The sequence below is a fragment of the Alsobacter sp. P4_H11 genome (assembly GCF_056400925.1).
Window position 1 is genome coordinate 85030 of record NZ_JBFUKI010000008.1, and the last position, 26204, is coordinate 111233.

27 protein-coding genes and 1 tRNA gene are annotated in these 26204 nt (G+C 67.5%); 12 read left to right on the top strand and 16 right to left on the bottom strand.

Translation table 11 applies throughout. The features are described from left to right. Nucleotides 1-3 precede the first annotated feature (3 nt). The gene (locus AC1DSZ_RS15515) at nucleotides 4-840 is read right to left on the bottom strand and encodes an adenosylcobinamide-GDP ribazoletransferase (protein WP_476839248.1); all 837 of its coding nucleotides are present in this window, start codon (nucleotides 838-840) and stop codon (nucleotides 4-6) included. An 89-nt stretch (nucleotides 841-929) separates the two neighbouring features. Here AC1DSZ_RS15515 and cobT point away from each other — a divergent pair, with 89 nt between their 5' ends. Then, a complete protein-coding gene (gene cobT, locus AC1DSZ_RS15520; RefSeq protein ID WP_476839249.1) occupies nucleotides 930-1952 on the top strand; it encodes a nicotinate-nucleotide--dimethylbenzimidazole phosphoribosyltransferase in 1023 nt (340 codons plus the stop codon). 5 nt (nucleotides 1953-1957) lie between these two features. Here the strand turns inward: cobT and AC1DSZ_RS15525 are convergent, their stop codons facing one another. Then, on the bottom strand, nucleotides 1958-3505 hold the full coding sequence (locus AC1DSZ_RS15525; RefSeq protein WP_476839250.1) for a sensor histidine kinase: 1548 nt from the start codon (nucleotides 3503-3505) through the stop codon (nucleotides 1958-1960). 91 nt (nucleotides 3506-3596) lie between these two features. Between AC1DSZ_RS15525 and AC1DSZ_RS15530 the strand changes: the two genes are divergently transcribed. Together AC1DSZ_RS15530 and AC1DSZ_RS15535 are read left to right on the top strand one after the other, a co-directional pair. Next, a complete protein-coding gene (locus AC1DSZ_RS15530) occupies nucleotides 3597-4130 on the top strand; it encodes a thermonuclease family protein (protein ID WP_476839251.1) in 534 nt (177 codons plus the stop codon). A 17-nt stretch (nucleotides 4131-4147) separates the two neighbouring features. After that, a complete protein-coding gene (locus tag AC1DSZ_RS15535; protein ID WP_476839252.1) occupies nucleotides 4148-4774 on the top strand; it encodes a uracil-DNA glycosylase family protein in 627 nt (208 codons plus the stop codon). 17 nt (nucleotides 4775-4791) lie between these two features. Here AC1DSZ_RS15535 and AC1DSZ_RS15540 read toward each other — a convergent pair whose 3' ends face one another. From AC1DSZ_RS15540 to mobA, 6 genes are all read right to left on the bottom strand, one after another. Then, nucleotides 4792-5658: an NAD(P)-dependent oxidoreductase gene (locus tag AC1DSZ_RS15540; protein WP_188516893.1), complete on the bottom strand. Its 867-nt coding sequence runs from the start codon at nucleotides 5656-5658 to the stop codon at nucleotides 4792-4794. 93 nt (nucleotides 5659-5751) lie between these two features. Next, complete coding sequence (locus tag AC1DSZ_RS15545; RefSeq protein ID WP_476839253.1) at nucleotides 5752-6468, bottom strand: ABC transporter permease; 717 nt, start codon at nucleotides 6466-6468, stop codon at nucleotides 5752-5754. Continuing rightward, nucleotides 6465-7193, bottom strand: coding sequence for an ABC transporter permease (locus tag AC1DSZ_RS15550; protein WP_476839254.1), 729 nt, complete (start codon nucleotides 7191-7193; stop codon nucleotides 6465-6467). The genes AC1DSZ_RS15545 and AC1DSZ_RS15550 overlap by 4 nt, the downstream gene beginning before the upstream one ends. 115 nt (nucleotides 7194-7308) lie before the next feature. After that, nucleotides 7309-8094, bottom strand: coding sequence for a transporter substrate-binding domain-containing protein (locus AC1DSZ_RS15555; protein ID WP_476839255.1), 786 nt, complete (start codon nucleotides 8092-8094; stop codon nucleotides 7309-7311). A gap of 163 nt (nucleotides 8095-8257) precedes the next feature. Then, nucleotides 8258-9034, bottom strand: coding sequence for a transporter substrate-binding domain-containing protein (locus AC1DSZ_RS15560; RefSeq protein ID WP_476839256.1), 777 nt, complete (start codon nucleotides 9032-9034; stop codon nucleotides 8258-8260). A gap of 80 nt (nucleotides 9035-9114) precedes the next feature. Next, the gene (gene mobA / locus AC1DSZ_RS15565) at nucleotides 9115-9726 is read right to left on the bottom strand and encodes a molybdenum cofactor guanylyltransferase MobA (RefSeq protein WP_476839257.1); all 612 of its coding nucleotides are present in this window, start codon (nucleotides 9724-9726) and stop codon (nucleotides 9115-9117) included. An 80-nt stretch (nucleotides 9727-9806) separates the two neighbouring features. Here mobA and AC1DSZ_RS15570 point away from each other — a divergent pair, with 80 nt between their 5' ends. Further along, the gene (locus AC1DSZ_RS15570) at nucleotides 9807-10958 is read left to right on the top strand and encodes an Mrp/NBP35 family ATP-binding protein (RefSeq protein ID WP_476839258.1); all 1152 of its coding nucleotides are present in this window, start codon (nucleotides 9807-9809) and stop codon (nucleotides 10956-10958) included. 1 nt (nucleotide 10959) lies between these two features. Here the strand turns inward: AC1DSZ_RS15570 and AC1DSZ_RS15575 are convergent, their stop codons facing one another. Further along, nucleotides 10960-11346: a hypothetical protein gene (locus AC1DSZ_RS15575; protein WP_476839259.1), complete on the bottom strand. Its 387-nt coding sequence runs from the start codon at nucleotides 11344-11346 to the stop codon at nucleotides 10960-10962. Between the two features lie 298 nt (nucleotides 11347-11644). Between AC1DSZ_RS15575 and AC1DSZ_RS15580 the strand changes: the two genes are divergently transcribed. The 3 genes from AC1DSZ_RS15580 (at nucleotide 11645) to AC1DSZ_RS15590 (ending at nucleotide 14742) form a co-directional block, all read left to right on the top strand. Beyond that, nucleotides 11645-12733, top strand: coding sequence for a TRAP transporter substrate-binding protein (locus tag AC1DSZ_RS15580; RefSeq protein ID WP_476839260.1), 1089 nt, complete (start codon nucleotides 11645-11647; stop codon nucleotides 12731-12733). A gap of 166 nt (nucleotides 12734-12899) precedes the next feature. Beyond that, nucleotides 12900-13988 (top strand): TRAP transporter substrate-binding protein, encoded by a 1089-nt coding sequence (locus tag AC1DSZ_RS15585; protein WP_476839441.1) that lies wholly within the window; start codon nucleotides 12900-12902, stop codon nucleotides 13986-13988. Nucleotides 13989-14154: 166 nt separating this feature from the next. Next, nucleotides 14155-14742, top strand: coding sequence for a formyltransferase family protein (locus tag AC1DSZ_RS15590; RefSeq protein WP_476839261.1), 588 nt, complete (start codon nucleotides 14155-14157; stop codon nucleotides 14740-14742). 73 nt (nucleotides 14743-14815) lie between these two features. Here AC1DSZ_RS15590 and AC1DSZ_RS15595 read toward each other — a convergent pair whose 3' ends face one another. The 3 genes from AC1DSZ_RS15595 to AC1DSZ_RS15605 all read right to left on the bottom strand — a co-directional run bounded on the left by AC1DSZ_RS15595 (nucleotide 14816) and on the right by AC1DSZ_RS15605 (nucleotide 18269). Further along, nucleotides 14816-16489, bottom strand: coding sequence for a TRAP transporter large permease (locus tag AC1DSZ_RS15595; protein WP_476839262.1), 1674 nt, complete (start codon nucleotides 16487-16489; stop codon nucleotides 14816-14818). Between the two features lie 66 nt (nucleotides 16490-16555). After that, nucleotides 16556-17167 carry a TRAP transporter small permease subunit gene (locus tag AC1DSZ_RS15600; RefSeq protein WP_476839263.1) on the bottom strand — a complete coding sequence of 204 codons (612 nt, stop codon included), beginning with the start codon at nucleotides 17165-17167 and terminating at the stop codon, nucleotides 16556-16558. Between the two features lie 112 nt (nucleotides 17168-17279). Then, nucleotides 17280-18269, bottom strand: coding sequence for a DMT family transporter (locus tag AC1DSZ_RS15605; protein ID WP_476839264.1), 990 nt, complete (start codon nucleotides 18267-18269; stop codon nucleotides 17280-17282). Nucleotides 18270-18450: 181 nt separating this feature from the next. Between AC1DSZ_RS15605 and AC1DSZ_RS15610 the strand changes: the two genes are divergently transcribed. Both AC1DSZ_RS15610 and AC1DSZ_RS15615 read left to right on the top strand, forming a co-directional pair. Further along, nucleotides 18451-19785 carry a methyl-accepting chemotaxis protein gene (locus tag AC1DSZ_RS15610; protein ID WP_476839265.1) on the top strand — a complete coding sequence of 445 codons (1335 nt, stop codon included), beginning with the start codon at nucleotides 18451-18453 and terminating at the stop codon, nucleotides 19783-19785. Between the two features lie 24 nt (nucleotides 19786-19809). Continuing rightward, nucleotides 19810-20664 (top strand): glucose 1-dehydrogenase, encoded by an 855-nt coding sequence (locus AC1DSZ_RS15615; protein ID WP_476839266.1) that lies wholly within the window; start codon nucleotides 19810-19812, stop codon nucleotides 20662-20664. A 134-nt stretch (nucleotides 20665-20798) separates the two neighbouring features. Here the strand turns inward: AC1DSZ_RS15615 and AC1DSZ_RS15620 are convergent, their stop codons facing one another. Together AC1DSZ_RS15620 and moaA are read right to left on the bottom strand one after the other, a co-directional pair. Then, complete coding sequence (locus tag AC1DSZ_RS15620; protein WP_476839267.1) at nucleotides 20799-21203, bottom strand: MAPEG family protein; 405 nt, start codon at nucleotides 21201-21203, stop codon at nucleotides 20799-20801. Between the two features lie 79 nt (nucleotides 21204-21282). Next, a complete protein-coding gene (moaA, locus tag AC1DSZ_RS15625; RefSeq protein WP_476839268.1) occupies nucleotides 21283-22311 on the bottom strand; it encodes a GTP 3',8-cyclase MoaA in 1029 nt (342 codons plus the stop codon). A gap of 129 nt (nucleotides 22312-22440) precedes the next feature. On the opposite strand from moaA, the gene AC1DSZ_RS15630 reads away from it, so the two are divergent. Beyond that, on the top strand, nucleotides 22441-22812 hold the full coding sequence (locus AC1DSZ_RS15630; protein WP_476839269.1) for a gamma-butyrobetaine hydroxylase family protein: 372 nt from the start codon (nucleotides 22441-22443) through the stop codon (nucleotides 22810-22812). A gap of 67 nt (nucleotides 22813-22879) precedes the next feature. Here the strand turns inward: AC1DSZ_RS15630 and AC1DSZ_RS15635 are convergent, their stop codons facing one another. Further along, nucleotides 22880-23461 (bottom strand): L,D-transpeptidase, encoded by a 582-nt coding sequence (locus tag AC1DSZ_RS15635; RefSeq protein WP_476839270.1) that lies wholly within the window; start codon nucleotides 23459-23461, stop codon nucleotides 22880-22882. A 375-nt stretch (nucleotides 23462-23836) separates the two neighbouring features. On the opposite strand from AC1DSZ_RS15635, the gene AC1DSZ_RS15640 reads away from it, so the two are divergent. Next, nucleotides 23837-23911: transfer RNA gene (locus AC1DSZ_RS15640), tRNA-Val, on the top strand. A 36-nt stretch (nucleotides 23912-23947) separates the two neighbouring features. Here AC1DSZ_RS15640 and AC1DSZ_RS15645 read toward each other — a convergent pair. Further along, entirely contained in the window at nucleotides 23948-24643 is a 696-nt protein-coding gene (locus AC1DSZ_RS15645) for a VIT1/CCC1 transporter family protein (RefSeq protein WP_476839271.1), read from the bottom strand. A 204-nt stretch (nucleotides 24644-24847) separates the two neighbouring features. Between AC1DSZ_RS15645 and AC1DSZ_RS15650 the strand changes: the two genes are divergently transcribed. Further along, the gene (locus tag AC1DSZ_RS15650; RefSeq protein WP_476839272.1) at nucleotides 24848-26092 is read left to right on the top strand and encodes an MgtC/SapB family protein; all 1245 of its coding nucleotides are present in this window, start codon (nucleotides 24848-24850) and stop codon (nucleotides 26090-26092) included. Nucleotides 26093-26204 lie beyond the last annotated feature (112 nt).

The window sequence follows — 26204 nt, forward strand, 5'->3', positions numbered from 1 at the left end:
GCGTCAGCGAATCCCGGCCAGCAGCGTCATCAGCACGACGATCTCGGCCAGGATCGCCCCGGCTCCGGCGACATCGCCGGTCTGCCCGCCGATCTTCGCCTTCGCGAGCCGGATCAACGGCCAGGCCGACAGCGCCGCGAGGCCGAACGCAATCAACGCTCGTCCGGGGCCGAAGCCCGGCAGCAGAAGCAATCCGCAGGTCACGGCCGCGCCCGCGTAGGCGGTCCCCATGATGGCGTCGCTGGGCCTGCCGACCGAGGCCGAACGCCCGCCGGGCCGCGCCGACGGCAGCGCCCAGAGCGGCGTCAGCCCGACGACGCGCGACAAAGCCGCGGCCGCCACGATCGCCAAGGCGGTCCGGCCCGCGCCCGCTTGCGCGAGGAGGCCCGCGATCGCCGCGAAGCGCAACAGCAGGGCGAGCCCCAGCGCCGTGGCCCCGTAGGAGCCGAGCCGGCTGTCCGCCATGATCTCGAGCCGGCGCTCCGGCGTCGAGCCGCCCCAGAAGCCGTCGGCCATGTCGGCGAGCCCGTCCTCGTGGAACGCGCCGGTTGCCGCCACCAGCGCCACGAGCGCGAGGCCTGCCGCGGCCATCGGGGGCAGGCCGGCCGCGCTCGCGACCATGAGCGTCAGCCCGCCGACTGCGCCGACGGCGGCTCCGGCGAGCGGCAGCATGCGGGGCGCGCGGGTGAAATCAGGCGCGGCGTGCGGATCGCTTTCCCAGGAAAGCCGGGGCGTCGGCAGGCGCGTGTAGAAGCGCAGGCACTGGACCAGATCGACCGCCAGCCCGCGCCATGCGGACGGGGGAGCCGGGGGAGGGGTGTCGGCGGGCGCAAAGGACATGACGGCGCGTGGCTTTCCGCATCAGGTTGCAGGCGGTATAGCAGGCCTCCCGCCGAATCCCCACCGGCGCGACTGCAGGAGCACGGGCGATGAACGCGGCTGGCCTTCCCTTCGACGACATCCGCAGCCTCGTCGCCACCATGCCGGGGCCGGATCTCGGCGCCGAGCGCGCCGTTCGGGAGCGTGACGCCCAGCTCACGAAGCCGCCCGGCAGCCTCGGCCGGCTCGAGGACATCGCGGTCTGGCTGGCGGCTTGGCAGGGAAAGCCCAAGCCTGAGATTTACCGGCCGACCGTTTGCGTGTTCGCCGGCAACCACGGCGTGGTCGCGCAGGGCGTGTCGCCCTATCCGCAAAGCGTCACCCGCCAGATGCTGGAGAATTTCGCGGCCGGGGGCGCGGCGATCAACCAGATCTGCGCGGCCTATGACCTCGGCTTCAAGGTGTTCGACCTCGCGCTCGATATCCCGACCGGCGACATCACGCAGGAAGCGGCGCTCGACGAGAAGAGCTGCGTCGCCACGATGGCGTTCGGCATGGAGGCCATCTCGGGCGGCATCGACCTGCTCGGCCTCGGCGAGATGGGCATCGGCAACACCACAGTCGCAGCGGCGATCTACGCCGGCCTCTATGGCGGCGATCCGTCCCGTTTCGTCGGCCGCGGCACGGGGGTAGATGACGAGGGCCTCAAGCGCAAGACCGCCGCCGTGGAGCGGGCGCTCATCATTCATGCCGGCCATCTTTCCGATCCGCTCGAATTGCTGCGCCGCCTGGGCGGGCGAGAGATCGCCGCCACCGCGGGCGCGATCCTGGCGGCGCGTCTCAACCGCATCCCGGTGGTGCTCGACGGCTACGTCGTCACGGCCGCCGCCGCCGTGCTGCACGCGCTTGATCCGTCCGCGCTGGACCACTGCGTCGCCGGACACGTGTCGGCCGAGGGCGCGCATCGCGAGGTGCTGGAACGGCTCGGGCTGCGGCCGGTGCTCGACCTGGGCATGCGGCTCGGCGAGGGATCGGGAGCCGCGCTGGCGATGGGCGTGATCAAGGCGGCGGCGGCCTGCCACAACGGCATGGCGACCTTCGGCCAAGCCGGCGTCTCCGACCGGGAAGGCTGACGCCCTCAGGCCGCGCGCCGGCCCGTCGTGTGCACGGGGGGCGTTTCGGTCCGCGGCTCGGCCAGGGGCGCGAGCGTGTCCATCACCCGCGACGGCGGGAAGGTGATCACCACCTCGGTGCCCTCGCGCAGCTTGGAGTTCAGGATCAACTGGCCGCCATGCATGTCCATCAGGCCCTTCACGATCGGCAGGCCGAGGCCGGTGCCTTGCTCGGCGGTCTTGATGGCGAGCGATCCGCGTCCGAACGACTGAAGCACGATCGGGATCTCGTCCTCCGGGATGCCCGGTCCCGTGTCGCGAATGCTCAGATACTGCCCGCCTGATGACGTCCAGCCGACCTTGATCGTCACCTCGCCGCCCGACGGCGTGAACTTGATGGCGTTGGAGAGGAGATTGAGCGCGACCTGCCGGATGGCGCGCTCGTCGGCCCAGATCTTCGGCAGCTGGGGTTCGATCATCTCCTTGATGACGATTGACCGGTTCTTGGCCCGCATCTGCAGCATGTGTCGGCAATCCTCGACCACATGCGCGAGGCTGACGGCCTCTTCCTTCAGCTCATACCGGCCGGCCTCGATGCGCGACAGATCCAGGATTTCGTTGATGATGTCGAGCAGGAGCTTGCCGCTGCTGTAGATGTCGTTGGAGTACTCGCGATAGGCCGGCACCTGGTGCTGGCCAAAGAGCTCGCCCTTCATCACTTCCGAGAACCCCATGATGGCGTTCAGCGGCGTGCGCAGCTCATGGCTCATCGTGGCGAGAAAGTGCGACTTGGCGATGTTGGCTTCCTCGGCCCGCCGTCGCGCCTGGTCGGAATTGGCCTTCGCCTGTTCGAGCTCGGCGATCAGGGCGTCCTTTTCGGCGCGGAACTCCAGGGTGGCGATCGTCGACGAATAGAGCCTGTTGGACAGGATCGCGAAGTAGAGCTGCCCGCCCATCGCGGCAGCCGCCATGGTCAGCCACTCGATGCTGCTCACCGCCGAGGTGCTTGCGATGATGCTGGCCGTCAGCGGCGCGATGCCGCCATAGACCGCGACCGGCACATTCGCCGACAGCATCGCGGTCACGGCCGTGATCAGCAGCGACAGAAACAGCAGGAAGGTCTGCGCCGAGACGGACCCGCTCTGGTAGAGCTGAACAAGCAGCGCCGCCCACGCCACGCCCTGCGCGAGTTCGGTCGCCATGAACCGCACGCGCCAGGTGGTGGTCACCACGTCGTCGGCCGGCGCGCGTAGGAATCGGCCCGCCACCAGGAAGCCCACGCTCATCACCGAGGTGACGACCGCCAGCCACAAGACCACGAGCGGCGTGCTGAGCCAGACGCTGGAAGCGGCCGCCACGATGGCGGCCAGGAGATACATCACCGTCGCGGCGTTGCGGCGGGTTTCGGCGAACTGGCGGAGAAGCTCGTAGTCGAACGCGCGCTCCAGGCCGGAGGTCGAGGTCAGCTTTTCACGGGTGGCCTGCAGCTCGCGATTCGCGCGACGACGGCGCGCGACCTCGGACGGATCCGCCCCGCGGCCGCGCTGGATGATCTCGGGCGTCAGTTCGGTCATCGGCGGAACGCAGACTCACAACGCGTGGTAAGGCTGCATGCTCGCCGAAAACAGTTAACTTGCGCCTGATGGATTCGGCTGGATTGAACCAATGGCCTTTTATGGCGCCGGCGCCGCACGCTTTCGCCGCGGCCTCCCGGGACTGCTGGCGCTCGCCATAACGGCGGCGCTGTTCGCGGCCGGCAAGGAAGTCGTCCGGTACCTGCGCGTCGAGAATGTGCAGGGCCGCGTCGAGGTTGTGGACGGCGACAGCTTGCGCATGGCGGGAGACGATATCCGCCTCTCGGGCATCGACGCGCCTGAACTGCACCAGACCTGCTTTCGCGGCGCGGCCGAGGAGCCGTGCGGCCGCGCCGCGCGGGCGGCCTTGCTGGAACTCGTGGGACGCGCGCCCGTGACCTGCGCGGTGAGCGGTCGCGATCGGTACGATCGCAAGCTCGCGGTCTGCAAGGCCGGCGAGGTCGAGATCAATCGCGCCATGGTCCGCGCCGGGCAGGCGGTCGCGTATGGCGACTACGAGAGCGAGGAAGACGAGGCCCGGCGGGCGCGGCGGGGCGTCTGGGCTGGTCGCTTCGAACGACCGGCCGACTGGCGGGCCCGCCATCCCCGCCCGCATGGTTCGTGAAGCGCGAAGGCGCCTCCATGTCCAATGACCGCCTCGAGCGCCTGCTCGCCGACATCCGCGCCTGTCGGATCTGCCGCGACGCGCCCCGGCGAACGCCTCTCCCTCACGAGCCCCGGCCGGTTCTGCAGGCGTCCTCGACGGCGCGGTTGATGATTGTCGGGCAGGCGCCGGGCACGAAGGTGCACGCTTCCGGCCGGCCGTTCACGGATGCGTCGGGAGACCGGCTGCGCAACTGGCTCGGCCTCGACGAGGCGACGTTCTACGACGCCGCGCGAGTCGCGATCCTGCCGATGGGCTTCTGCTTCCCCGGGCAGGACGCCAAGGGCGGCGACCTGCCGCCACGCCCGGAATGCGCTCCCGCCTGGCGCGCCCGCCTTCTGGCCGAAATGCCCGAGCCGGCGCTCACGGTGGCGCTCGGCGCGCCAGCCTTGCGGTGGGCGCTGGAGCGGGCCGGCCGGCGCGATCTCGTCGCGCCGACCCTGGACGCCGCCGTCGCCGACTGGCGGCGGATCCACGCGCAACTGCGTGTGATGCCGCTGCCGCATCCGTCCTGGCGCAACACCGGCTGGCTGAAGCGCAATCCGTGGTTCGGCGAGGAGGTTCTGCCCGTGCTCAGGGCGGAGGTTGCCCGCGCTCTGGGGTGAGCGCGAGCCGGATCGGCTTACTTCTCCAGTCGCGCGAACAGGCTGGACGTATCCCAGCGCGCGCCGCCCATCTTCTGAACTTCCGAGTAGAACTGGTCCACCAGGGCGGTGACCGGCAGGTTGGCGCCGTTGCGCCGCGCCTCGGCCAGACAGATGGCGAGGTCCTTGCGCATCCAGTCCACCGCGAATCCGAAGTCGAACTTGCCGGCGTTCATGGTCTTGTAGCGGTTCTCCATCTGCCAGGACTGCGCCGCGCCCTTCGAGATCGTCTCGATGACGCCCTCGACGTCGAGGCCCGCCTTCTTGGCGAAGTGAACGCCTTCCGATAGCGCCTGCACGAGGCCGGCGATGCAGATCTGGTTCACCATCTTGGTGAGCTGTCCGGCTCCCGACGGTCCCAGCCGGCGGCACGCGCGCGCGAAGCTCATGATCACCGGCTCGACGCTGGCGTAGACCTCCTCGTCGCCGCCGCACATCACGGTCAGCACGCCGTTCTCAGCGCCGGCCTGTCCGCCCGAAACGGGCGCGTCGATGAAGGCGACGCCGAGCTCCTTGCCCTTGGCGTAGAGCTCACGCGCAACCTCGGCCGAGGCCGTCGTGTGGTCCACGAAGGTCGCGCCCTTCTCCATCCCGGCGAATGCGCCCGCGTCGCCCAGCACCACCGAGCGCAGGTCGTCGTCATTGCCCACGCAGGCGAACACGATCTCCTGGCCGGCGGCTGCTTCCTTCGGGGTGCGGGCGGCGCGCCCGCCGTTCTCGCTCACCCACTTCTCGGCTTTCTCGAAGCTGCGATTGTAGACCGTCACCTCATGGCCCTTGGCCTTGAGGTGACGGGCCATGGGATAACCCATGACGCCGAGGCCGAGGAACGCGACTTTCGCCATGTGGTGTGCTCCTGATCGGGGAGGGCGCCGCCCTCCGAATGCCTTCTGGGCCGCGCGCAGGCGGCCGGGCCCGGTCGACCCGGGCCGGGCATATCAGGCGGTATGGAGGTGCCGCGTCAAGCGCTGCTCGATCACATCCCACACCCGGCGGATGATTTCGACGATCAGAAGATAGAGCAGCGCCGCAAACACGTAGACCATCAGGTCGAAGGAGCGCGCGAAGGCGAACCGCGTCGAGCCCATCAGGTCGAGGATCGTGACCAGCGAGGCGACGGCCGACGACTTCACCATGATGACGAGCTCGTTGCCGAGCGGCCGCAGCGCCACCATGCCGGCCTGGGGCGCGACCACCTTCCAGAAGATGTGGCGCGCCCGCATGCCAAGCGCGCGCGCGGCTTCCCACTGCCCACGAGGCACGGACTGAATGGCGCCTCGGTACACCTCGGCCTGGTAGGCGGCCGTGTTCAGCGTGAACGTGAAGGCCGCACAGAAGAACGCCTCACGGAAGTACACCCAAAGGCCCACATCCTGAAGCAGCGGCCTGATCTGGCCCGCGCCGTAGTACACCAGAAACAGCTGCGCCAGCAGCGGCGTGCCCCGGAAGAACGTCGTGTAGGCGGCCGCCACGCTGGAGGAGATCGCGCCTCCGTAGAGGCGCACCAGCGCGATCGCGAGCCCAAGTCCCGAGCCCAGCACGACCGAGATCGCCACCAACTCCATTGTGGTGCCGAGGCCGCCGAAGATGCGGCAACCGTAGTTCGTCAGCGCCTCGTTGCCGATCGCATAGCCCGGATATTGGCACCAGTTCACCGGCTGCCTCCCGCGCCCGACACGAAGCCCCGATTGGTGCGGGCCTCCAGGCGCGTCAGCCCCCAGGCTGAAAGCACCGAAAACACCATGTAGATCATGCAGGCCGCGCCAAAGAACAGGAACGGCTCCTTGGTCACCACGTTGGCCCGCCCGGTCCAGAACATCAGGTCCGGCAGCGCGATCACGGATACCAGCGAGGTCTCCTTCAGGAGCACCATCCAGTTGTTTCCAAGGCCAGGCAGCGCGACCCGCAGCAGCTGCGGCGCGACCACGAGGCGGAACGTCAGCGCCTTGTTCAGACCCAGCGCGTACGCGCCCTCCCGTTGCCCCTTGTGAATGGAGTTCAGCGCCCCGATCCACACCTCGCACGAGAAGGCGGCGAGCACGAAGCCGAGCGCAATCATGCCGGCCACAAAGGCGGGCATCTCGATGTTGCCCGGCAGGCCCAGGCCTTTCCACGCCTTCTGCAGCCCGAGCTGCAGGCCGAAATAGACGATGTAGAGCGTCAGAAGCTCCGGAACGCCGCGAAACACCGTGGTGTAGATCGTCCCGGCCGCGCGGAGCACCGCGCTGTCAGACCGTTTCGCCAAAGCCACCAGCAGTCCCAGCGCGACGCCGAACGGCAGCGTCGCCAGCGCCAGCGTGATGGTGATCATCGCGCCGCGGGCCAGTTCGTCTCCCCACCCTTTGTCGCCCCAGGCGAGGAGGTTCAGGTAGTAGTCCATGTGGCCGCGCAGGTCCGGCGGGAGGGGACGCGGGCCGGAATCGGCCGACGTCAGGCGGGTAGGGCGGAGCGGCCCGCCAGGCAGGCCGCTCCGGTTTTACGAGGAGGCGAAAGCCTCAGTCAGCCATGATGTTGATCTTGAAGTACTTGTCGGCGATCTTCTTGTGCGTGCCGTCCTTCAGCGAAGCCTCGATCGCCTTGGAGAACATGTCGCGCAGCGCGGTGTCTTCCTTGCGGACCGCCATGCCGACGCCCGGGCCGTGGATGGCCGGGTCGCGCTTCACTTCGCCGACGAACTTGCAGCAATCCTTGCCCTGGCCGTTGATGAAGTCTTCCAGCGACAGCTGGTCAGCCACGATGTAGTCGAGGCGGCCGTTCTTCAGGTCGAGGTTGGCCTCTTCCTGCGTCGGGTAAAGCTTCACGGACGAGCCCGAGTAGAACTTCTCGAGGTAGTTGGCGTGCACGGTGGAGCTCTGGGCGCCGACGGCCTTGCCCTTCAGCGCGGCCGGCGAAACGTCCGTGCTGGTCACCGTCTTGGCGGCGATCACCGAGATCGGCGTGCGCGTGTAGACGGCCGTGAAGTCGACCTTCTTCTTGCGCTCGTCGGTGGCGTTCATGCCGGCCGCGATGATGTCGTACTTGCCCGAGAGCAGCGCCGGGATGATGCCGTCCCAGTCCTGCGCCACCCAGGTGCACTTGATCTTCATGTTGGCGCACAGCGCGTTCACATAGTCGATCTCGAAGCCCTCGAGCTCGCCCTTGGCGTTCAGGTTGTTGAACGGCGGGTAGGCGCCCTCGGTGCCGACGCGCACTTCCTTCCATTCCTTCTGCTGCGCCTGGGCTACGCCCGCGGCGGCCAGCAATGCGGCGACCGCAACGGCAGCGATACGAATGGTCTTCATCAGCAATCCCTCCATGGTCCCGCTATTCGCGGGGCTCGTTTCGTCCGCCCCGATCATCGCTTGATCCTTGTCGGGCGGAGCTGGCGCATTGGACACCGCCGCCTTGCGCGACGCAACAGGGATGCCGGGCGAAACCGCTGAATTTGCGAGCGAATGATGCCCGCTATTTCACGTCGAAGGGGAAGTATCGAGCACGAATGCGCTCATAGGTTCCATCGGCCTGGATCGCCTCTATGGCCCCGTCGAGCAGCCGTTTCAGGTCGTCGTCCGCCTTGCGCAGGCCGATGCCGTAGCCCTCGCCGAAATAGGTCACGTCCGGCGGCGCGTCGGCGAGGAACTCGCAGCAGGAGGCCTCCTGCCCGCGCTTGAGCCATTCCGTCAGGGCGATCTTGTCGCCCAGAACGGCGTCGATCCGCCCGAGCGCGAGATCGAGGCTCGCCTCGTCCTGGTTGGCGTAGAGGCCGACGGCCGCGCCCGGCGCGTAGAGGTCTTCGAGATAGGTCGCATAAACGCTGCCCGCCATCGCGCCGAGCTTGCGGCCCTTCATGGCCTCCGGCGTCACCGCCTTCAGGTCGGTGTCCTTGCGGACCATGAACACCGGCGGCGTGCGATAATACCGCCGGGTGAGGGCGATCTTCTGCCGCCTTTCCTCCGTGATCTCGAGAGACGCCACGATGGCGTCGATCTGCCCGCGTTTCAGGTCTGGCACGAGGTCGTCCCAATCGGTGATCACGAAGGTGCAGGTCGCCTTCACCTTCTCGCAGAGCGCCTTCGCGACATCGATCTCGAAACCCTGCAGTTCGTTGTTCTCGACAAAGTTGAACGGTGGGTACGCGCCCTCCGTGGCGATGCGGATCGTGCTCCAATCCTTCGCGCAAGCGGGCGCAAGGGACGCCGTGGCGAGCAGGGCCGCCACCAGGGCGAGAAACAGGCGCTTCATCACGAACGGCTTTATTATTGTCCGGCCGAGGCTCGGCCGCGATTGCGGGCGCATTATGCCCGCAATGAGAGGCGCGGCAATCACGGCCGCGGCGGATTCAGCCGCCGTTCGGCGGTAGCCAAGTCCTCCGGCGTATTCAGGTTGGCGAAAGGGTCGACCTCGTCGGGTCCGGGCTCGAAGCTCACCAGCCGGTGCGGGATGTCCGACAGCAGGCGGTGCACCGCCCGTCGCTGCTCCGCCAGCGCTTTTTCGATGGCGGGAGCGGCCGCGACGCGCCAGAGGCCGACCAGTGGCTCAAGCCCGTTTGGTCCCGTCGCGACGGCCGCGAGGGAGGCCGGATCGAGAGCTTCGAATAGGCGTTCCACGGCGTTCTGCGGGAGAAAGGGCGCGTCCGACGGCGCCGTCGCCACCAGCGCGAAGCCCTTGCGGCGTCCCAGCTCCAGCGCAGCCGCCAGACCAGCGAGGGGGCCAGGATTGTCCGCGTGCAGATCCGCGACGATCTCGAGCCCGAAGGAGGCGAAACGGCCGGGGTCGCCATTCGCGTTCAGCGCCACCGCGTCCACCTGCGGGTCGAGCCGCTCCAGCACATGCGCCAGCAGCGGCCGTCCGGCCAGCGTGGCCAGCGCCTTCTCCCGTCCCATGCGGGACGACAGGCCTCCGGCCAGAATGACGCCAAGAATGGGCTCCCGCATACGCTCCTACTCCACGGCGGCCTCGCGCGCGTTGACCCGCCGCAGCCGATCTTTACATAGAGCCGTGCGCGGCGCCCAACATGTCCGCCGCCGCAGGTCGGGAGAATGCCGTGGTCACCGAGAAGGACGTCCTTTCCGCGCTCGCCAATGTTGTGGGGCCGGACGGCAAGCCTGTCACCCAGTCGGGCGTCGTGTCGGGCCTCTCCATCCAGGGCTCCAAGGTCTATCTCTCGCTTGCCGCCGATCCCGGCCGGGCAGCCGAGGCCGAGCCGATGCGAAAGGCCGTCGAGGCGGCCGTGAAGGCGCTTCCCGGCGTGGAAGCCGTGCTCGCCACGCTGACGGCCGAGCGTGCGCCGGGTTCGGCCCCCGCGGCCAGGCCCGGGCCGGCTTCTCCGGGGCCCCGCGCAAGCGCCGCAACGGCGCGCGCCGGCGTTCCGTGCGTGAAGCGCATCATTGCGGTGGCGTCCGGCAAGGGCGGCGTCGGCAAGTCCACCACGGCCGCCAACCTTGCGCTGGCGCTCGCCGCGCAGGGGTTGAAGGTCGGCATCCTGGACGCCGACATCTACGGCCCGTCCATGCCCAAGCTCTTCAACCTGCACGAGCGCCCCGAGATCCTCGAGGGCAAGATCATGAAGCCGCTCGAGGCCTATGGGCTGAAGATCATGTCCATCGGCTTCCTGATCGAGGACGAGACGCCGGTGATCTGGCGCGGCCCGATGGTGATGTCGGCGCTCCAGCAAATGCTGCGCGAGGTGGCGTGGGGTGATCTCGACGTGCTCGTGGTCGACATGCCGCCCGGCACCGGCGACGCGCAACTCACCATGGCGCAGGCCGTGGCTCTGGCCGGCGCGGTGATCGTCTCCACCCCGCAGGACCTTGCCCTGATCGACGCGCGCCGCGGCATCGCGATGTTCAACCGCACGGATGTGCCGGTGCTCGGCCTCGTCGAGAACATGTCGACCTTCATCTGCCCCCATTGCGGCGGCCGGTCCGACATCTTCGGCCATGGCGGCGCCCGCCACGAGGCGCAGCGGCTCGGCGTGCCGTTCCTCGGCGAAGTGCCGCTGCACATGGAGATCCGCGAGAAGTCCGACGCCGGCCTTCCGGTCGTCGCGACCGCTCCGGATGGTCCCCATGCGGCGGCCTACAAGGCCATCGCCGCGCAGGTCTGGGCCGGACTCGAAGCCGGCCGGGCGGGAGCGCGTCCCGCCCCGAAAATCGTGATCGAATAGGCTACGGCCAGGCCGGGGCGGCGTGCAGCGCGGCCCCGGCCAGGAACACGACGAGCAACAGCTTCGACGCCCAGTGGTCGAGCCCGAAGATCACGGGCTGCAACGCGGCGCGCAGGGTCCAGAAGCCCGCGCCCAAAAACAGAAAGCCGCGGCCGAGCATGTCCGTCGCGACCAGATCGGGCTTGAGCGCCAGCACGGCTCCCGCCGCGGCGAAAACGAAGACGAGCATCAGGTTCACCGTCACCAGGATGCCCCGGTTCACGGGATCCAGTTTGGCCAGCCTGGACCGCCATCGAAACAGCAGCGGAAAGGCGAGATGAAACGCCGCAAACGCGAGGTCGAACGCGCCCGCAGCGCCGATCAACGATGTCGCATTCAATCCCGCCATCGCCCATTTCCTCACGAACGCGCACGAATCGTACCCTGGATCGCTCTAACCCAGGCGGGACGGGGCGAAAAGCGTTGGCGGGACGCAATATCCTGGGCCCGCTACTTGCAAACCGCATGGCGCCGTCGCATAGCAGAACCACGCTGCGCGTGAGGCTTCGAGACCTCTGGCGGGCATTGCCGCGCCCGTCTTGATGGTCCACATTCAGCGCCCGATGGGCAAGCCGCCAGGTTTCGCCATCTCAAGAAAAGCAGCAAAGCAGGCCCACCCCCTTGGGCCTTTCGGAGGGATCGTTGCAATGAAGCGTCGCCAATTTATCCAGACCGCGGCCATCGGGGCCGCGGCCAGCGCCGTCGCGGCGCCTGCCATCGCGCAGTCCAGCCCCGAGGTGAAGTGGCGCCTCACGTCCAGCTTCCCGAAGTCCCTCGACACGATCTATGGCGGCGCCGAGTACATGGCGAAGCAGGTCTCCGAGATGACGGACGGCAAGTTCCAGATCCAGGTCTTCGCCGCCGGCGAGATCGTGCCCGCCCTGCAGGCGCTCGACGCCACGCAGAACGGCACCGTCGAGGCCTGCCACACGGTGTCCTACTACTACGTCGGCAAGGACCCGACCTTCGCGATCGCAGCTTCGGTTCCGTTCGGCCTCAACGCCCGCCAGCAGAACTCCTGGCTGTTCCAGGCGGGCGGCAACGAGCTCTTCAACGAGTTCTACAAGAAGTACAACGTGATCGGCGCGCCCTGCGGCAACACCGGCACGCAGATGGGCGGCTGGTTCCGCAAGGAGATCAAGACCTCCGCGGACCTGAGCGGCCTCAAGATGCGCATCGGCGGCATCGCCGGCCAGGTGCTGCAGAAGCTCGGCACCGTGCCGCAGCAGATCGGCGGCGGCGACATCTACCCGGCGCTGGAAAAGGGCACCATTGATGCGGCCGAGTGGGTCGGCCCCTATGACGACGAGAAGCTCGGCTTCAACAAGGTCGCTCCCTACTACTACTACCCGGGTTGGTGGGAGGGTGGCCCCACCGTCCACGCCTTCTTCAACCAGGAGAAGTTCAACGCGCTGCCGAAGCACTACCAGGCCATCCTGCTCAACGCCTGCACGGCCGCGAACACCTGGATGCAGGCGCGCTACGACATGCAGAACCCGGGCGCGCTGAAGCGCCTCGTCGGCGCCGGCGTGCAGCTGCGTCCCTTCCCGCAGGAAGTGATGGAAGCCTGCCTGAAAGCGTCCAACGAGCTTTATGCCGAGATCAGCGCCAAGAACGAGGACTTCAAGAAGGCGATCAACGCCATGATCGCTTACCGGAACGAGGAATACCTCTGGTTCCAGGTTGCCGAGTTCACCTTCGACAACTTTATGATCCGCGCCCGCGCGCGCCAGTAAGCCGACCCGCGCTTCCACATCTGCCGCCCCGGGGTTCACGCCCCGGGGTTTTTTTTCGCCTAGCGCAAGCTTGGCGCTTGAAAGTCACGAGTGCGATCCGATATGCGTCTACCGGGATGCGCCACTGCGTAAAACGCATAAGAGTGCACCGGATGGAGGGAACATGTTGGAACGCCGTAAATTCATGGCCGCGGCTGGCGCCGGGCTCGCCGCAACCGCGGTCGCCGCGCCAGCCATCGCGCAGTCTTCGCCGGAGGTGCGCTGGCGCCTGACGTCCAGCTTCCCGAAATCGCTCGACACGATCTACGGTGCGGCGGAGGTCTTCGCCAAGCTGGTCGCCGAGGCCACCGACAACAAGTTTCAGATCCAGGTTTTCGCGGCGGGCGAAATCGTCCCGGGCCTCCAGGCCGCCGACGCGATCCAGAATGGAACCGTGGAGTGCTGTCACACGGCGCCATATTACTATGTCGGCAAGGATCCGACCTTCGCGTTTGGAACCGCCGTGCCCTTCGGGCTGAACTCCCGCCAGCAGAACGCCTGGTTCTACCATGGCGGCGGCATGGAGCTGCTGAACGACTTCTTCAAGAAGTACAACATTGTCTCGCTGCCGGGCGGCAACACCGGCACGCAGATGGGCGGCTGGTTCCGCAAGGAGATCAAGACCCCGGCTGACCTCAACGGCCTCAAGATGCGCATCGGCGGGCTTGCCGGCCGCGTCATCCAGAAGCTCGGCGCCGTGCCGCAGCAGATCGCCGGCGGCGATATCTACCCGGCGCTGGAGAAGGGCACCATCGACGCGGCCGAGTGGGTCGGTCCTTACGACGACGAGAAGCTCGGCTTCAACAAGGTCGCGCCCTACTACTACTATCCGGGCTGGTGGGAAGGCGGCGCCGCGCTGCACTTCTTCATCAACACCGAAGCCTGGGCCAAGCTGCCGAAGAACTACCAGGCGATCGTCACCGCGGCGGCCGGCTACGCCAATGTCGACATGCAGGCCAAGTACGACGCCCGCAACCCGGCCGCGGTCCGCCGGCTGGTGCAGAGCGGCGCGCAGTTGCGGCCGTTCTCGCCCGACATCATGGAAGCCTGCCAGAAAGCCTCTGTCGAGCTCTACGCGGAGATCTCCAAGGACAACGCGGATTTCAAGAAGATCCACGACGCCTACATGGCGTTCCGGAACGACGAATATCTGTGGTTCCAGATCTCCGAGTTCACTTACGACAGCTACATGATCCGCTCGCGCGCGAAGGGGTAGGGGGCCCCGGCCGCGCGCTTCGCGCCGCGGCGCTTCTGCGTGCAGCCCCGGGAGCCCGTCTCCCGGGGTTTTTGCGTTGCACAACCCTGGTCAACGGCCGAGGCTGTTCCCCGCCGTCGCTGCGGCGTCTATAGGAGCCACAACCGCCACGTCTGAAGGACAACCCATGAAAGTCGCCCTGATCGGATCCCGCTGGTTCGCAGCCCGGGTGCTCGACATCCTGCTGGAACGGGGCGACGAGGTTTTCGTGCTGGGCACGAATGGCGAGGACCAGCTCGGCAAGCTCGCGACCGAAAAGGGCGTGCCGCATGCGCTGCTCGACAACCCGCGCCGCATCGAGGCCGACATGCTGCCCAACGGCCCATTCGACGCGATGATCGCCGCCCATTGCCACGCTTTCATCGGCGCGGACGCCCGCGCCAAGGCGCGCAACGCCTTCGGCTACCATCCCTCCCTGCTGCCCCGCCATCGCGGCATCGCGGCCGTGGAATGGACCATCAAGGCGCGCGACCCCATCGGCGGCGGCTCGATCTACCACCTCTCGGAGGGCTGGGACGACGGCCTAGTGGGCGAGCAGGAATGGTGCTTCGTTTATCCGGACGACGATGCCGGCTCGCTCTGGAAGCGCGAACTCGCCCCCATGGGCCTGCGCCTGATCCGCCGCGCGCTGGACACCATCGAGACGACCGGCACGCTGCCCGGCCACGCCCAGGATCCCAAGGCGGTGACGCTGGCGCCAATGAGTGGGCTGTAATTCCCGCACCACACGTCGCCGCGCAAACAAAAAGGCCGGGAGATGATCCCGGCCTTTTGCGTTTCGTGAGGGCCTACTGGATCTTCGGCGGCGCGCCGAAGTCGAGCGCGGGCGGCCCGTCATCCATGTTTGGCGTCAGGTTGTTGAGCTGCTCCATGGCCTTCTTCTGGTCCACCACGGGTCCGCTGCTCTTGTAGTGCATCACCATGCTGGGGAAGAGGAGCACCAGCGCCACCATGATGAGCTGGATCACCACGAAGGGCACCGCGCCCCAGTAGATCTGCCCGGTGGTCACGGGGTCCATCATCTTGCCGGTCACGCGGTCCTTGTACGGTTCGCGCGGCGCGACGGAGCGCAGGTAGAACAGCGCGAACCCGAAGGGCGGGTGCATGAACGATGTCTGCATGTTCACGCCCAGCATCACGCCGAACCAGATGAGATCGATCCCGAGCTTGTCGGCGACCGGCCCGATCAGCGGCACCGCGATGAAGGCGAGCTCGAAAAAGTCGAGGAAGAACGCCAGCACGAAGATCAGCAGGTTCACGAAGATCAGGAAGCCGACCTGGCCTCCCGGCAGCGAGGTGAGCAGGTGCTCCACCCACACATGGCCGCTGACGCCGAAGAAGGTGAGCGAGAACACGCGCGCGCCAACCAGGATGAACACCACAAAGGCAGAGAGCTTCGCGGTGGACTCCGTGGCCTGCCGCATCAGGTCCCAGGTAAGGCGGCGCTTGGCGATCGCCAGCAGCACCGCGCCCGCGGCGCCCATCGCGCCGCCCTCCGTCGGGGTGGCCAGGCCGATGAAGATCGTGCCGAGCACCAGGAAGATGAGGCCGAGCGGCGGCACCATCACGAACACGGTCTGCTCCGCCATCCTTGACAGCAGTCCGAGCCCGAAGAGCTTGTTGATGACCGCGATCGCGAACGACACCGCCACCGCGACCGTCATGGTGAGCACCACGAAGTCCGCGCCCGCGCCGACCTTGGTGAAGTTCTTGATCACCAGGTAGCCGATCACGCCCGAGATCACGGTGACGACCAGCACGGAAAGGCGGCGGGTCTGCCCGTCGGCGTCGCGCAGCGTCTGCGCCTCCGGCGGCAGGCCGGGGGCCGCGGCCGGGAAGAACACGCTCACGCCGAAGACGTAGAGCGCATAGAGCAGCGCCAGCACGAGGCCGGGAATGAACGCGCCCTCATACATGTCGCCGACCGAGCGGCCGAGCTGGTCGGCCATCACGATCAGCACGAGCGAGGGCGGGATGATCTGCGCCAGCGTGCCGGAGGCCGCGATCACGCCGGACGCAAGGCGTCGGTCATAGCCGTAGCGCAGCATGATCGGCAGCGAGATCAGGCCCATCGAGATCACCGAGGCCGCCACCACGCCTGTGGTCGCCGCCAGCAGCGCGCCCACGAAGATCACCGCATAGGCGAGGCCGCCGCGCACCGGGCCGAAGAGCTGGCCGATCGTGTCCAGCAGGTCCTCGGCCATTCCCGATCGTTCGAGGATCAGCCCCATGAAGGTGAAGAATGGAATGGCGAGCAGCGTGTCGTTGTTCATCACCCCGTAGACGCGTTCCGGCAGCGCTTGCAGGAAATCGGGGCGGAACAGGCCAAGCTCGATACCCAACAGCGCGAAGAACAGGCCGTTCGCCGCGAGCGCGAAGGCGACCGGGTACCCCAGCAGCAGGAAGAGCACGAGGGCGCCGAACATGATCGGCGCCATGTTCTCGATGAGGAAGGCGGTCATGGGGAATGATCCCGGGAGGACGAGTGCAGGCGAAGGAGGCGGACCCGCCCCGAAACGTTCGGCAGGCTAGTGAGGCTTGGGATCGGCGACCGGGTCGATCCCGGCGGCGGCCAGCAGGCGCTGCGCCTCCGCTTCGGCGGACGCATGGTGGCCACCGCCGGAGACGGTGTCCGCCAGATGGCCACGCATGATCGCGACGCGCTTGATGAGTTCGGAGATCGCCTGAAAGAACAACAGGAAGAACGCCAGCGGCACCAGGAACTTCGCCGGCCACTGCGGCAGTCCGCCCGCGTTCTGCGATTGCTCGCGGATCATGAAGCTGCGCGTGAAGAACGGCCAGGAGGTGATCAGCATCACGATGGTGAGCGGCAGCAGAAACAGCGTGTGGCCGATCACGTCGATCCAGTCACGCCCGCGCTTGGAGAGCATGCTGTTCACGATGTCGATGCGGATGTGCTCGTTGCTCAGCAGCGTCCAGGGCGAGCACAGCAGAAACACGATGCCGAACAGCACCCACTGCAGCTCGAGCCAGGCGTTCGAGGACACGTCGAACAGCTTGCGGATAATGGCGTTTGTGGCGGACACGATCACGGCGGCCACGATGAGCCAGCTCAGCCATCGTCCAAGGCGCGTGTTGATGCCGTCAATCAGACGGCTGAACGTCAGCAAGCCGGACAACAAACCCCTCCATCGTGCACGACGCGTGCTTTTTGTTTTGCAGAGACGACCGCGGGCGCAGCAATAGGACCCGCAGCCCGGGTCACGCTATAACATCCTGTCTGCCCTGCTGCTAGCGCGGGTCTGCGGCTTTGGGGAGGTTTTTCGCCGCGCCTGCGCTCTCGCGTTCAAACCTGCCCGCAAGCTGCGGCGCAGGCTCAAGATTTCCCGGCGCCGGCGCGGTCACTGGCGCCATGCGGGCGCGGATCCGCTCGCGATGGATGGTATAGATTCCGCTCCCGATCACCAGCGCCGCGCCCGTGATCGTCATCGCGTCCGGAAGTTCGCCGAACACGATCGCGCCGGCCAGCACCGCCCAGATTATGACGCTGTAACGGAAGGGTGAAACCACCGAGACGTCGACGTCCCGGAAAGCCGTGATCACGAAGAACTGCCCAAGCATCACGGCGGCTCCGGCGCCGATCAGAAACAGCCAGTGGATTGGGGCGAGATGCACCCAGCTCTCGACCGTGATCATACCGAGCCCGCTGAGGCACACGGCCGTGGAGGTCGCGGTCAGAATCGCCGCGGTCGGAATCGCCCGTGGGATGCTCCGGGTCACCAAATCGCGCCCCGCCACGAAGAACGCCGACAAGAGGGCGACGAAGCTGTAGGCGTCGAAATGCGAGCCGGTCGGCCTCACGACGAGCAGAACGCCTCCGAACCCGACCAGCACGGCCAGCCAGCGCCGCCACCCCATGGGCTCGAGCCCCGAAACCGCGCAGGCGACCGCGATCAGGATCGGGGCCGACTGGCCAATCGCGGTCAGATCCGCGAGCGGCAGGTGCCCGAGCGCGATCACGAAGCAGATCGCCACCACGGCTTCGAGAAGGGCGCGCAACGCGACCCAGCCCGAGAGCGTATCGGGAAGCCGGCGGATTTGCCCGAGGCCCAACAGAAGCAGCAGGCTGAACAGGATCGCGAACGCGCCGCGGATAAACACCACCTCGCCGGGCGGCGCCGCCTCGCGGACGATTTTCATCATCGTGTCGCTGGTCGTGAAGATCGCCATGGCGGCCATCATGGAGAGGATGCCGCGGCGGTTCTGAGCAAAGCTGTGCATGGAGTATCGCGTTGTCTTGGCGAGACCCTACACGGTCGACCGCTCCCTTCCAGCACAATCGATCATCACGCCCCGAGCCAGAATCGATTTGCTAAAGCGCAAGCTGAGCGAGCAGAGTTGTTTAGTTGCTCGTTAAGTCCCTCTGTGTAGGCTTCCTTCATCTGATGGATCGCCCGCGCGCATGTCCTTTCTCGACGATCTTCGCTCTCGCCAAAAAGCATTCTCTCTCAACCGGGAGAGCGAAGCGATCATCCGTGGCCTGCGCGCCGTGGTGGAGCGTGACGGGCCGAGCGTGCTGCGCGCCTACTACGCGACCTGGCGCGATCTTCCGGGCTTTGATTCCTTCGCCGAGAAATACGCCGAAACCTATGTGGCCTTTCAGTCGCGCTATTACGGCGAGATGTTCGACGGCAACATGGACGACGCCTATGTGGGGCGTCTCAAGGAGACGATCGGCCGCGAGATGCGCGACGGCTATGGGCCCCGCATTCGCCTCGCGAGCGCCGTGGCGTTGTCCGCGCACCTCTTCGACCATATCGGCGCGCACCACGTGTTCTCGGGCCGCAAGGTGGCGCAGAAATGCGCCGCCGTTATGCGCTATGTCGCCGTGGACGCGCTCAACGCGATGGCGATCGAGCAGGCGGAGCTGAAGCGCAGCCTCGAGGAGCGGCGGGAGAAGGTCGACAACGCGTTGGCCTCCTTCACGGCCACCTCCGGCAGCGTCTCGACCGCCATGATTTCCACGTCCGAGGCCGTCGAGACGACTGCGGCCGAGACTCTGTCGGCGTCCGAGCACGCCCGCCGCGAGGTCGACCGGGCCGATAACGCCTCTCGCGAGAGCGCCGATCGGGTCAGCGCCACCGCCACCGCCACCGAGACCCTGTCGCGCTCCATCGGGGCGATCGGCGAGCAGGTGCAAAAGAGCCTCGGCGTCACCCAGCGCGCGTCGGCGGACGTGGCCGAGATGGCCCGCACGATGCGCGAGCTGGCCGGGGCGGTGGAGCGGGTCGGCTCCGTGGTCGGCCTCATCTCGGAGATCGCCGCCCAAACCAACCTCCTCGCGCTCAACGCCACCATCGAGGCGGCGCGCGCGGGCGAATCCGGCCGCGGATTTGCGGTGGTGGCTTCCGAGGTCAAGTCGCTGGCGGCGCAGACGAGCCGGGCCACCGACGACATCGCCACTCAGATCCACGCCATCCAGGCCGCCACCCAGGCCTCCGTGAGCCAGATCGCCACCATCGTGGATTCGATCGACCAGGTGTCCGGGATCGCCTCCGTCATAGCCGAGGCCGTGGACGAGCAAAGCGTCGCCACCACGGCGATCGCGACGGGCGCGCAGGACGCAGCCCGGATGGCCGCCACAGTCGGCGAGGCGGCCAATAGCGTGCGGGTCGCAATGGGCGCGCTGGAAAAGTCTGGCGGCGCCATGCGCCAGCGCTCCAACCAACTCGCACAGCAGTCCAACGCCTTCGGCTCGGAACTGGATCTGCTCGTCTCCCGTTTGCGCTCCGCTTGACGTTCGGCGTCGGCGCATCGCCAGATGCGTCGGCCGTTGCGGCCCGCAAGGAGATTTCCAGTGTCAACGATCCCCCATCGTCTCGCCGGGCGTTTCGCCCTCGTCACCGGTTCGTCCCGCGGCATCGGGCTGGCGGTCGCGGTTCGCTTCGCCCAGGAGGGCGCGATCGTGGCGATCAACCATCGCAACGATCCCGAGGACGCGGACAAGGCCCTCGCCAAGCTTCATGAGGTCACGGCGGCCGCCGGCCTGCCCAAGGCCGACCACCGGATCGCAGTGGCGGACGTCGCCCGGGAAAGCGATATCGAACGGGCGATCGGAGAGCTGGTGTCGGGCTGGGGTCGGCTCGACATCCTGGTCAACAACGCCGGCATCCAGAGCGAAACACCCGGCGACGAGATGTCGGACGACGACGTTTCGAAGATCCTCGACGTGAACCTCAAGGGCCCGGCGCTCGCCTCCCGGGTGGCGATCCGGCATTTCCTGTCGCGTCCTGGCGGCGGCGTCATCATCAACACGTCGAGCGTGCACGAGGCGATCCCCAAGCCCGGCTACGCCGCCTACGCGATGTCGAAAGCCGGCCTTGGCCATCTCACCCGCACGCTGGCGCTGGAATTCGCCGAGAAGGGCATTCGGGTCAACGCCATCGGGCCGGGCGCCACGGTCACGGCCATGAACGACGCCTGGCGCAACGACCCCGCAAAGCGCAAGTCCGTCGAGAGCCACATCCCGATGGGCTTCGCCGGCGATCCGGAGGACATGGCCCCCGCCTACGCGTTTCTGGCCTCCGACGAAGCCCGCTACATCACCGGCCAGACGCTCTACATCGACGGCGGCCTGACGCTCTATCCGGACTTCAAGCACAACTGGTCGTCGTAAACGCGCAGGCTGGGCCCCTCCACCGTCACCCCCGGGCCTGACCCGGGGATCCATGCGCCGCGCGTGGGCATGTAGTGCCGGGATGGACCCGGCAGTGGCGGATAGCCGGAGGGAGTTCGCGATCTCTCGTCGGCTCAATGAAAGAGCTGCACCAGGCCGTGGCCGAGCAGGCCGATCGCCAGGATCAGCATTGGCAGCAGCGTGGCCGCGAAGCCCACCACGCGCAGGCGCATGGGAGCGTCCGGCTGGATGAAATACCAGGCGTGAACGGCCCGGCCGGCCGTGAACACGGCCGCGAGCCCATGCAGCACGAATGCTGGCGTTCCGATCGCCGCCGCGACGATGAGCAGGATGAAGAACATCGGAATGTTCTCCACCGCGTTGGCGTGGCCGCGCATCACGCGGATCAGCGCCGGGACGCCGCCATCGCCGATGGACACCTGGTGCTGCCGCCGGAGCTTGCCGGTAGACCACGCCAGCCAGGCGAGAATGAAGACGTTGAGCGCCGCATAGACGCCGACGATCGGAAATGTGTTCACCTGAAGCCCCATCGAACTCGCACCAAAGCGGTCCCGGGCCTCAAGATTGCGCGTGGCGCTAAAACGTCAAGCTCAAGGCTCAGCCGCCCGTGACGCTCATGTGCCGGCCCACGGCCGGGCGGGCGGTGTCGCGATCGATGATGAAGTCGTGCCCCTTGGGCTTGCGAGCGATGGCGGCCTTGATTGCCGCGTCCAGAGCTTCGTCGCCCTCGGACGCGCGCAGCGGCGCCCTCAGGTCCGCGGCGTCCTCCTGGCCAAGGCACATGTAGAGAGTGCCCGTGCAGGTCACCCGCACGCGGTTGCAGCTCTCGCAGAAATTATGCGTCAGCGGCGTGATGAAGCCGATGCGCCCGCCAGTCTCCTTGGCGCGCATGTAGCGGGCCGGGCCGCCGGTGCGATACGGGATGTCCTCCAGCGTGTAGGTCTGCGCCAGCCGGGCGCGCAGGTCGCGCAGCGGCCAGTACTGGTCGAACCGCGCCGGCTCGATGTCCCCCATCGGCATGACCTCGATGAAGGTCATGTCCATGCCGCCCGCATGGGCCCAGTCGATCATGCGCTCGACTTCGTTCTCGTTGACGCCCTTCAGCGCCACCGCGTTGATCTTCACCTGCATGCCGGCCCGGCGCGCGGCGTCGACGCCCTTCAGCACGACCGCGAGGTCGCCGCGCCGGGTGATGGCCTTGAACTTGTCGGGATCCAGCGTGTCCAGCGACACGTTAATGCGCCGCACGCCGCAGGCCGCCAGCTCATCGGCGTAGCGCGCCAGCTGCGAGCCGTTGGTGGTGAGCGTCAGCTCCTCCAGCGCGCCCGAGTCGAGATGGCGCGACAGGTTGCCGAACAGCGTCATGATGTCCCGCCGCACCAAGGGCTCGCCGCCCGTGATGCGCAGCTTGCGCACGCCCTGGCGCACGAAGGCCGAGCACAGTCGGTCAAGCTCCTCCAGCGTCAGCAGGTCCTTGCGCGGCAGGAAGGTCATGTCCTCGGACATGCAGTACACGCAGCGAAAATCGCACCGATCGGTGACGGACACGCGCAGATAGGTGATCGACCGGCCGAACGGGTCGACGAGCGGGCGGGCCTGGGTCGGAAGCTGGATCGTCTCGGTCATGGGCCTGAGATGGTGCGGAGCCGCGTGGCGGAAAGGCATCTTGCCCGATATATGTGCGCTGGCAAGCGACCGCTACCCGCCGGCCCGCCGGGCCGGAGCGCGGCGCCGCCGTTCAGGGATCATCATCGCATGTCGAGCGTCTGGCCCACCGAGATCAAACTGGCGAAGGACAAGCGCGCCCTGCACGTGGCGTTCGACGACGGGACGTCATTCGCGCTGCCGGCCGAGTATCTGCGCGTCGAAAGCCCGAGCGCCGAGGTGCAGGGCCATTCGGCCGCCGAACGCAAGACCGTGCCGGGCAAGCGCGACGTGCAGATCATCGGCGTCGAGCCGGTCGGCAACTATGCGGTCCGGCTGATCTTCGACGACATGCACCAGACCGGCATCTTCAGCTGGCCCTACCTGCGCGAACTCGGCGCCGAGCACGAGACTCGCTGGGCCGCTTATCTGGCCGAGCTCGACGCCAAGGGCCTGAGCCGCGATCCCCCGCGCCGCCATTGAGCCGGCCCGGCCTGCAACGAAAAAGGCCGGCGATCATGCCGGCCTTTCTCAGACAGGGGAGGGCGGTTCAGCGCTGGACGATGACCTGCGCGCCGACCTTTACGCGCTCGTAGAGGTCGATCACGTCCTCGTTGACCATGCGGATGCAGCCCGACGACACGGCCTGGCCGATCGTCTCCGGCTCGTTGGAGCCGTGGATGCGGTAGAGCGACGTGCCCAGATACATGGCGCGCGCGCCAAGCGGGTTCTCGGGGCCGCCCGGCATGTATTTCGGCAGGTCGGGGCGGCGGCGCAGCATCTCGGACGGCGGACGCCAATCCGGCCACTCGCGCTTCATCGTGACGGTCTTCACGCCGGCCCAGTCGAAGCCGGGACGGCCGACGCCGACGCCGTAGCGCACGGCCTTGCCGTCGCCGAGCACGTAGTACATGCGGCGCTCGGTGGTCGAGACCACGACCGTGCCGGGCTTGTACTTGCCGTCATAGCTGACGATCTCGCGCGGAACGGCGGTCGCCTGGGGCTTGGCGGCCTCCGGGTAGGCTTCCACCAGCGGCTGGCGGGTGAGGGGGTCGATCTGGTAGGCCTGGGCCGCGCCAGACAGGAGCAGTCCTGCGGTCACGCCAGCCAACGCGATAGCTATACGGCGCATTTGTGTTGCCTCGATTTCGGTCTCAGAATTGACAAATTGCGGACGGGCCGCGGACCTTGAGCGTTACCCATACTCGTTAAAGGAATTCAACAACCTACCCGGGAGTTTCATCACGGATTGGTGTTTCATTCACCAACGTGTCGGGCGCGCCACAACTGCGGTCCTTTCTAGGCGCAAACGGGGCAGGCCCGCTGTGTCGAAACACACAAAGCGCATCTTGGTTTCCAGCCCGACGCGCCCTCTCTCCGCCATGGTGAACGAATCGGCTTACCCCCGCTCAGCGCGTCGCCACGCCATCCGCACGCTTGACTTGCCGCCCGCGGCTGCCTAGAAGCCTGCCACGTTCGGTCGCCGGCCTCATGGCCCGCCACGGACGGGCGCGTAGCTCAGCGGGAGAGCACTCCCTTCACACGGGAGGGGTCACAGGTTCAATCCCTGTCGCGCCCACCATTCCTAAGCCAGCAGGCAGGCGCTCAGCTCAGGTGCTCAGACGGCGTGTCCGACGAGCATGCCGATCGCGGCGGTGGCCGCCATCGCGAAGGCGCCCCAGAACGTGACCCGGACTGTCGGCTTGAGGATCCCAGCGCCGCCCGCCTTGGCCCCGGCTGCGCCGAGCAAGGCCAGGCATGCGAGGGAGCCAACCGAGACCATCCACACTGTTTTGCCGGCCGGCGCCATGAAGGCGATGGCCAGCGGCATCGCTGCGCCGATGGCGAACATCGCGGCAGACGTCAGCGCCGCCTGGACAGGCTGCGCCACGATGTGCGCCGAGAGCCCCAACTCGTCACGGGCGTGCGCCGCGAAGGCGTCCTTGGCGGTCATCTGCTCGGCCACTTGCTTCGCCAGCGCCGGCTCGACACCCCGGTTCACGTAGATCTGCGTCAGCTCCTGAAGCTCGGCTTCCGGCTGCTCCGCCAGCTCTTGGCGCTCCTTGGCGAGGTCGGCTTCCTCCGTGTCGGACTGGGAGCTGACCGAGACATACTCGCCGGCCGCCATCGACATGGCGCCCGCCACGAGCCCGGCGACGCCGGCGACGAGAACCTCGTTCGGCGTACTCGAGGCGTTGGCCACGCCAACCATCAGGCTCGCGGTGGAAATGATGCCGTCATTGGCTCCGAGCACGGCGGCCCGCAGCCAGCCGATGCGCTCGATCAGATGATTCTCGCGGTGCACGGCTCGCATTGGCGCCCCCTCTCGTCGGTGCTCGGGCCACGCAAACCTGACGCCCAGCCGGCACAGCCACGAATGTAGCAGCCCCCGCCTCGCGGGCGGACGAGATATGTCAAGGCCGGGCGAAATCGCTTGCAAACGGACCTGACCCCTGACTTGGCCCAACGACAGCTCCTGTCCGTCAGCGTTTATTACGCGCCTCGGAAGGAGCACGACATGTCCGGCCTCTGGCTCAACTTCACGGTGGCGCTTGCCCTGGGCCTGCTGATCGGGGTCGAGCGCGAGCGCTCGAAAGGCGAGGGCCCATTGCGTGGCGCCGCAGGCCTGCGGACATTCGCCATCGCCGCCCTGCTCGGCGCGGTGGCCGTCCACGTGGGCGGTCACTTGATCCTGTTCACGGCGCTCGCCGCCGTGGCCGTCCTGACAGCGCTTGCCTATGCGCGGGACCGCGGCGACGATCCCGGGCTGACCACCGAAATCGCCCTCCTGGTCACGCCGCTCATCGGCGCCCTTGCGATGAGCGACACGGTCCTGGCCGGGGTGCTGGGCGTCACGACGGCGGTCGTGCTCGCCGCCAAACGCCCGGTGCATGGCTTCGTCAAAGGGTCCCTCACTGACGCCGAGGTGAAGGACGGCCTCATCTTCGCGATTGCGACCGTGGTGGTCTGGCCCCAGCTCCCGGATCGGCCAATGGGGCCCTACGAAGCGCTCAACCCTCACGCGCTGTGGCTTTTCGTCATCCTGGTCCTTGCGATCGCGGCTTGCGGACACATCCTGACCCGTGTGATCGGGCCGCGTTATGGGCTGCCTTTGGCGGGCTTCGCATCCGGTTTCGTGTCCAGCACCGCGACGATCGGGTCCATGGGCGGTCTTGCCGCCCGGAATCCCAAGACCCTCGGCGCGGCCGTCGCGGGCGCCTCCCTTTCGACGGTCGCCACCTTCGCGCAGCTTATGCTGCTGCTGGCCGTCGCGAGCCGCCCGACGCTCGACGCCATGGCGCTGCCGCTCCTGGCCGGGGGCGCCGTGGCGCTCGGCTATGGCGCCATCTTCACCTTGCGGGCCGTGACCTCGCAGGACGTCGAAGCGCCAGCTGGCGGCCGCGCCTTCAGCGTGAGCGTTGCGCTGCTTCTCGCGTCCACGCTCGCCCTGATGATAGTGGCGTCGGCTTGGCTGAAGGCTCGGTTCGGGGAAACCGGAATGGTTGTCGGAGCAGCCATCGGCGGCCTAATCGATACCCATTCGGCCGCGCTGTCCGTGGCCTCACTGGCGGCGTCGGGCGGCTTGGCGCCCGTCGACACGGTCCTGCCTGTCCTCGCCGCCATGACCACCAACGCGTTCGCAAAGACCATCATGGCCGTGGGGACCGGGGAGCGGGCCTTCGTGGCCCGCGTGGCGCCCGGCATCGCGCTCTCCCTCGCGGCGGCCTGGCTGGCGGCCTGGCCGGTCCTGAACTTGCGATAGCCGGCAACGGAGCCGCGCTGTACGCGCCTCGATTATGCTTCAGCATCGACGAGACCTCGCCGGTTTCCCCCTTCCGCGTCCCGGCTCATCCTTCGCTGGCGCATGCGGCCAA

What these genes read in the sequence shown, in the direction of transcription:
- AC1DSZ_RS15515 (WP_476839248.1), bottom strand. Translation starts at nt 840, where the DNA reads ATGTCCTTTGCGCCCGCCGACACCCCTCCCCCGGCTCCCCCGTCCGCA.
- cobT (WP_476839249.1), top strand. Translation starts at nt 930, where the DNA reads ATGAACGCGGCTGGCCTTCCCTTCGACGACATCCGCAGCCTCGTCGCC.
- AC1DSZ_RS15525 (WP_476839250.1), bottom strand. Translation starts at nt 3,505, where the DNA reads ATGACCGAACTGACGCCCGAGATCATCCAGCGCGGCCGCGGGGCGGAT.
- AC1DSZ_RS15530 (WP_476839251.1), top strand. Translation starts at nt 3,597, where the DNA reads ATGGCCTTTTATGGCGCCGGCGCCGCACGCTTTCGCCGCGGCCTCCCG.
- AC1DSZ_RS15535 (WP_476839252.1), top strand. Translation starts at nt 4,148, where the DNA reads ATGTCCAATGACCGCCTCGAGCGCCTGCTCGCCGACATCCGCGCCTGT.
- AC1DSZ_RS15540 (WP_188516893.1), bottom strand. Translation starts at nt 5,658, where the DNA reads ATGGCGAAAGTCGCGTTCCTCGGCCTCGGCGTCATGGGTTATCCCATG.
- AC1DSZ_RS15550 (WP_476839254.1), bottom strand. Translation starts at nt 7,193, where the DNA reads ATGGACTACTACCTGAACCTCCTCGCCTGGGGCGACAAAGGGTGGGGA.
- AC1DSZ_RS15555 (WP_476839255.1), bottom strand. Translation starts at nt 8,094, where the DNA reads ATGAAGACCATTCGTATCGCTGCCGTTGCGGTCGCCGCATTGCTGGCC.
- AC1DSZ_RS15560 (WP_476839256.1), bottom strand. Translation starts at nt 9,034, where the DNA reads ATGAAGCGCCTGTTTCTCGCCCTGGTGGCGGCCCTGCTCGCCACGGCG.
- mobA (WP_476839257.1), bottom strand. Translation starts at nt 9,726, where the DNA reads ATGCGGGAGCCCATTCTTGGCGTCATTCTGGCCGGAGGCCTGTCGTCC.
- AC1DSZ_RS15570 (WP_476839258.1), top strand. Translation starts at nt 9,807, where the DNA reads ATGTCCGCCGCCGCAGGTCGGGAGAATGCCGTGGTCACCGAGAAGGAC.
- AC1DSZ_RS15575 (WP_476839259.1), bottom strand. Translation starts at nt 11,346, where the DNA reads ATGGCGGGATTGAATGCGACATCGTTGATCGGCGCTGCGGGCGCGTTC.
- AC1DSZ_RS15580 (WP_476839260.1), top strand. Translation starts at nt 11,645, where the DNA reads ATGAAGCGTCGCCAATTTATCCAGACCGCGGCCATCGGGGCCGCGGCC.
- AC1DSZ_RS15590 (WP_476839261.1), top strand. Translation starts at nt 14,155, where the DNA reads ATGAAAGTCGCCCTGATCGGATCCCGCTGGTTCGCAGCCCGGGTGCTC.
- AC1DSZ_RS15595 (WP_476839262.1), bottom strand. Translation starts at nt 16,489, where the DNA reads ATGACCGCCTTCCTCATCGAGAACATGGCGCCGATCATGTTCGGCGCC.
- AC1DSZ_RS15605 (WP_476839264.1), bottom strand. Translation starts at nt 18,269, where the DNA reads ATGCACAGCTTTGCTCAGAACCGCCGCGGCATCCTCTCCATGATGGCC.
- AC1DSZ_RS15610 (WP_476839265.1), top strand. Translation starts at nt 18,451, where the DNA reads ATGTCCTTTCTCGACGATCTTCGCTCTCGCCAAAAAGCATTCTCTCTC.
- AC1DSZ_RS15615 (WP_476839266.1), top strand. Translation starts at nt 19,810, where the DNA reads ATGCGTCGGCCGTTGCGGCCCGCAAGGAGATTTCCAGTGTCAACGATC.
- moaA (WP_476839268.1), bottom strand. Translation starts at nt 22,311, where the DNA reads ATGACCGAGACGATCCAGCTTCCGACCCAGGCCCGCCCGCTCGTCGAC.
- AC1DSZ_RS15630 (WP_476839269.1), top strand. Translation starts at nt 22,441, where the DNA reads ATGTCGAGCGTCTGGCCCACCGAGATCAAACTGGCGAAGGACAAGCGC.
- AC1DSZ_RS15635 (WP_476839270.1), bottom strand. Translation starts at nt 23,461, where the DNA reads ATGCGCCGTATAGCTATCGCGTTGGCTGGCGTGACCGCAGGACTGCTC.
- AC1DSZ_RS15645 (WP_476839271.1), bottom strand. Translation starts at nt 24,643, where the DNA reads ATGCGAGCCGTGCACCGCGAGAATCATCTGATCGAGCGCATCGGCTGG.
- AC1DSZ_RS15650 (WP_476839272.1), top strand. Translation starts at nt 24,848, where the DNA reads ATGTCCGGCCTCTGGCTCAACTTCACGGTGGCGCTTGCCCTGGGCCTG.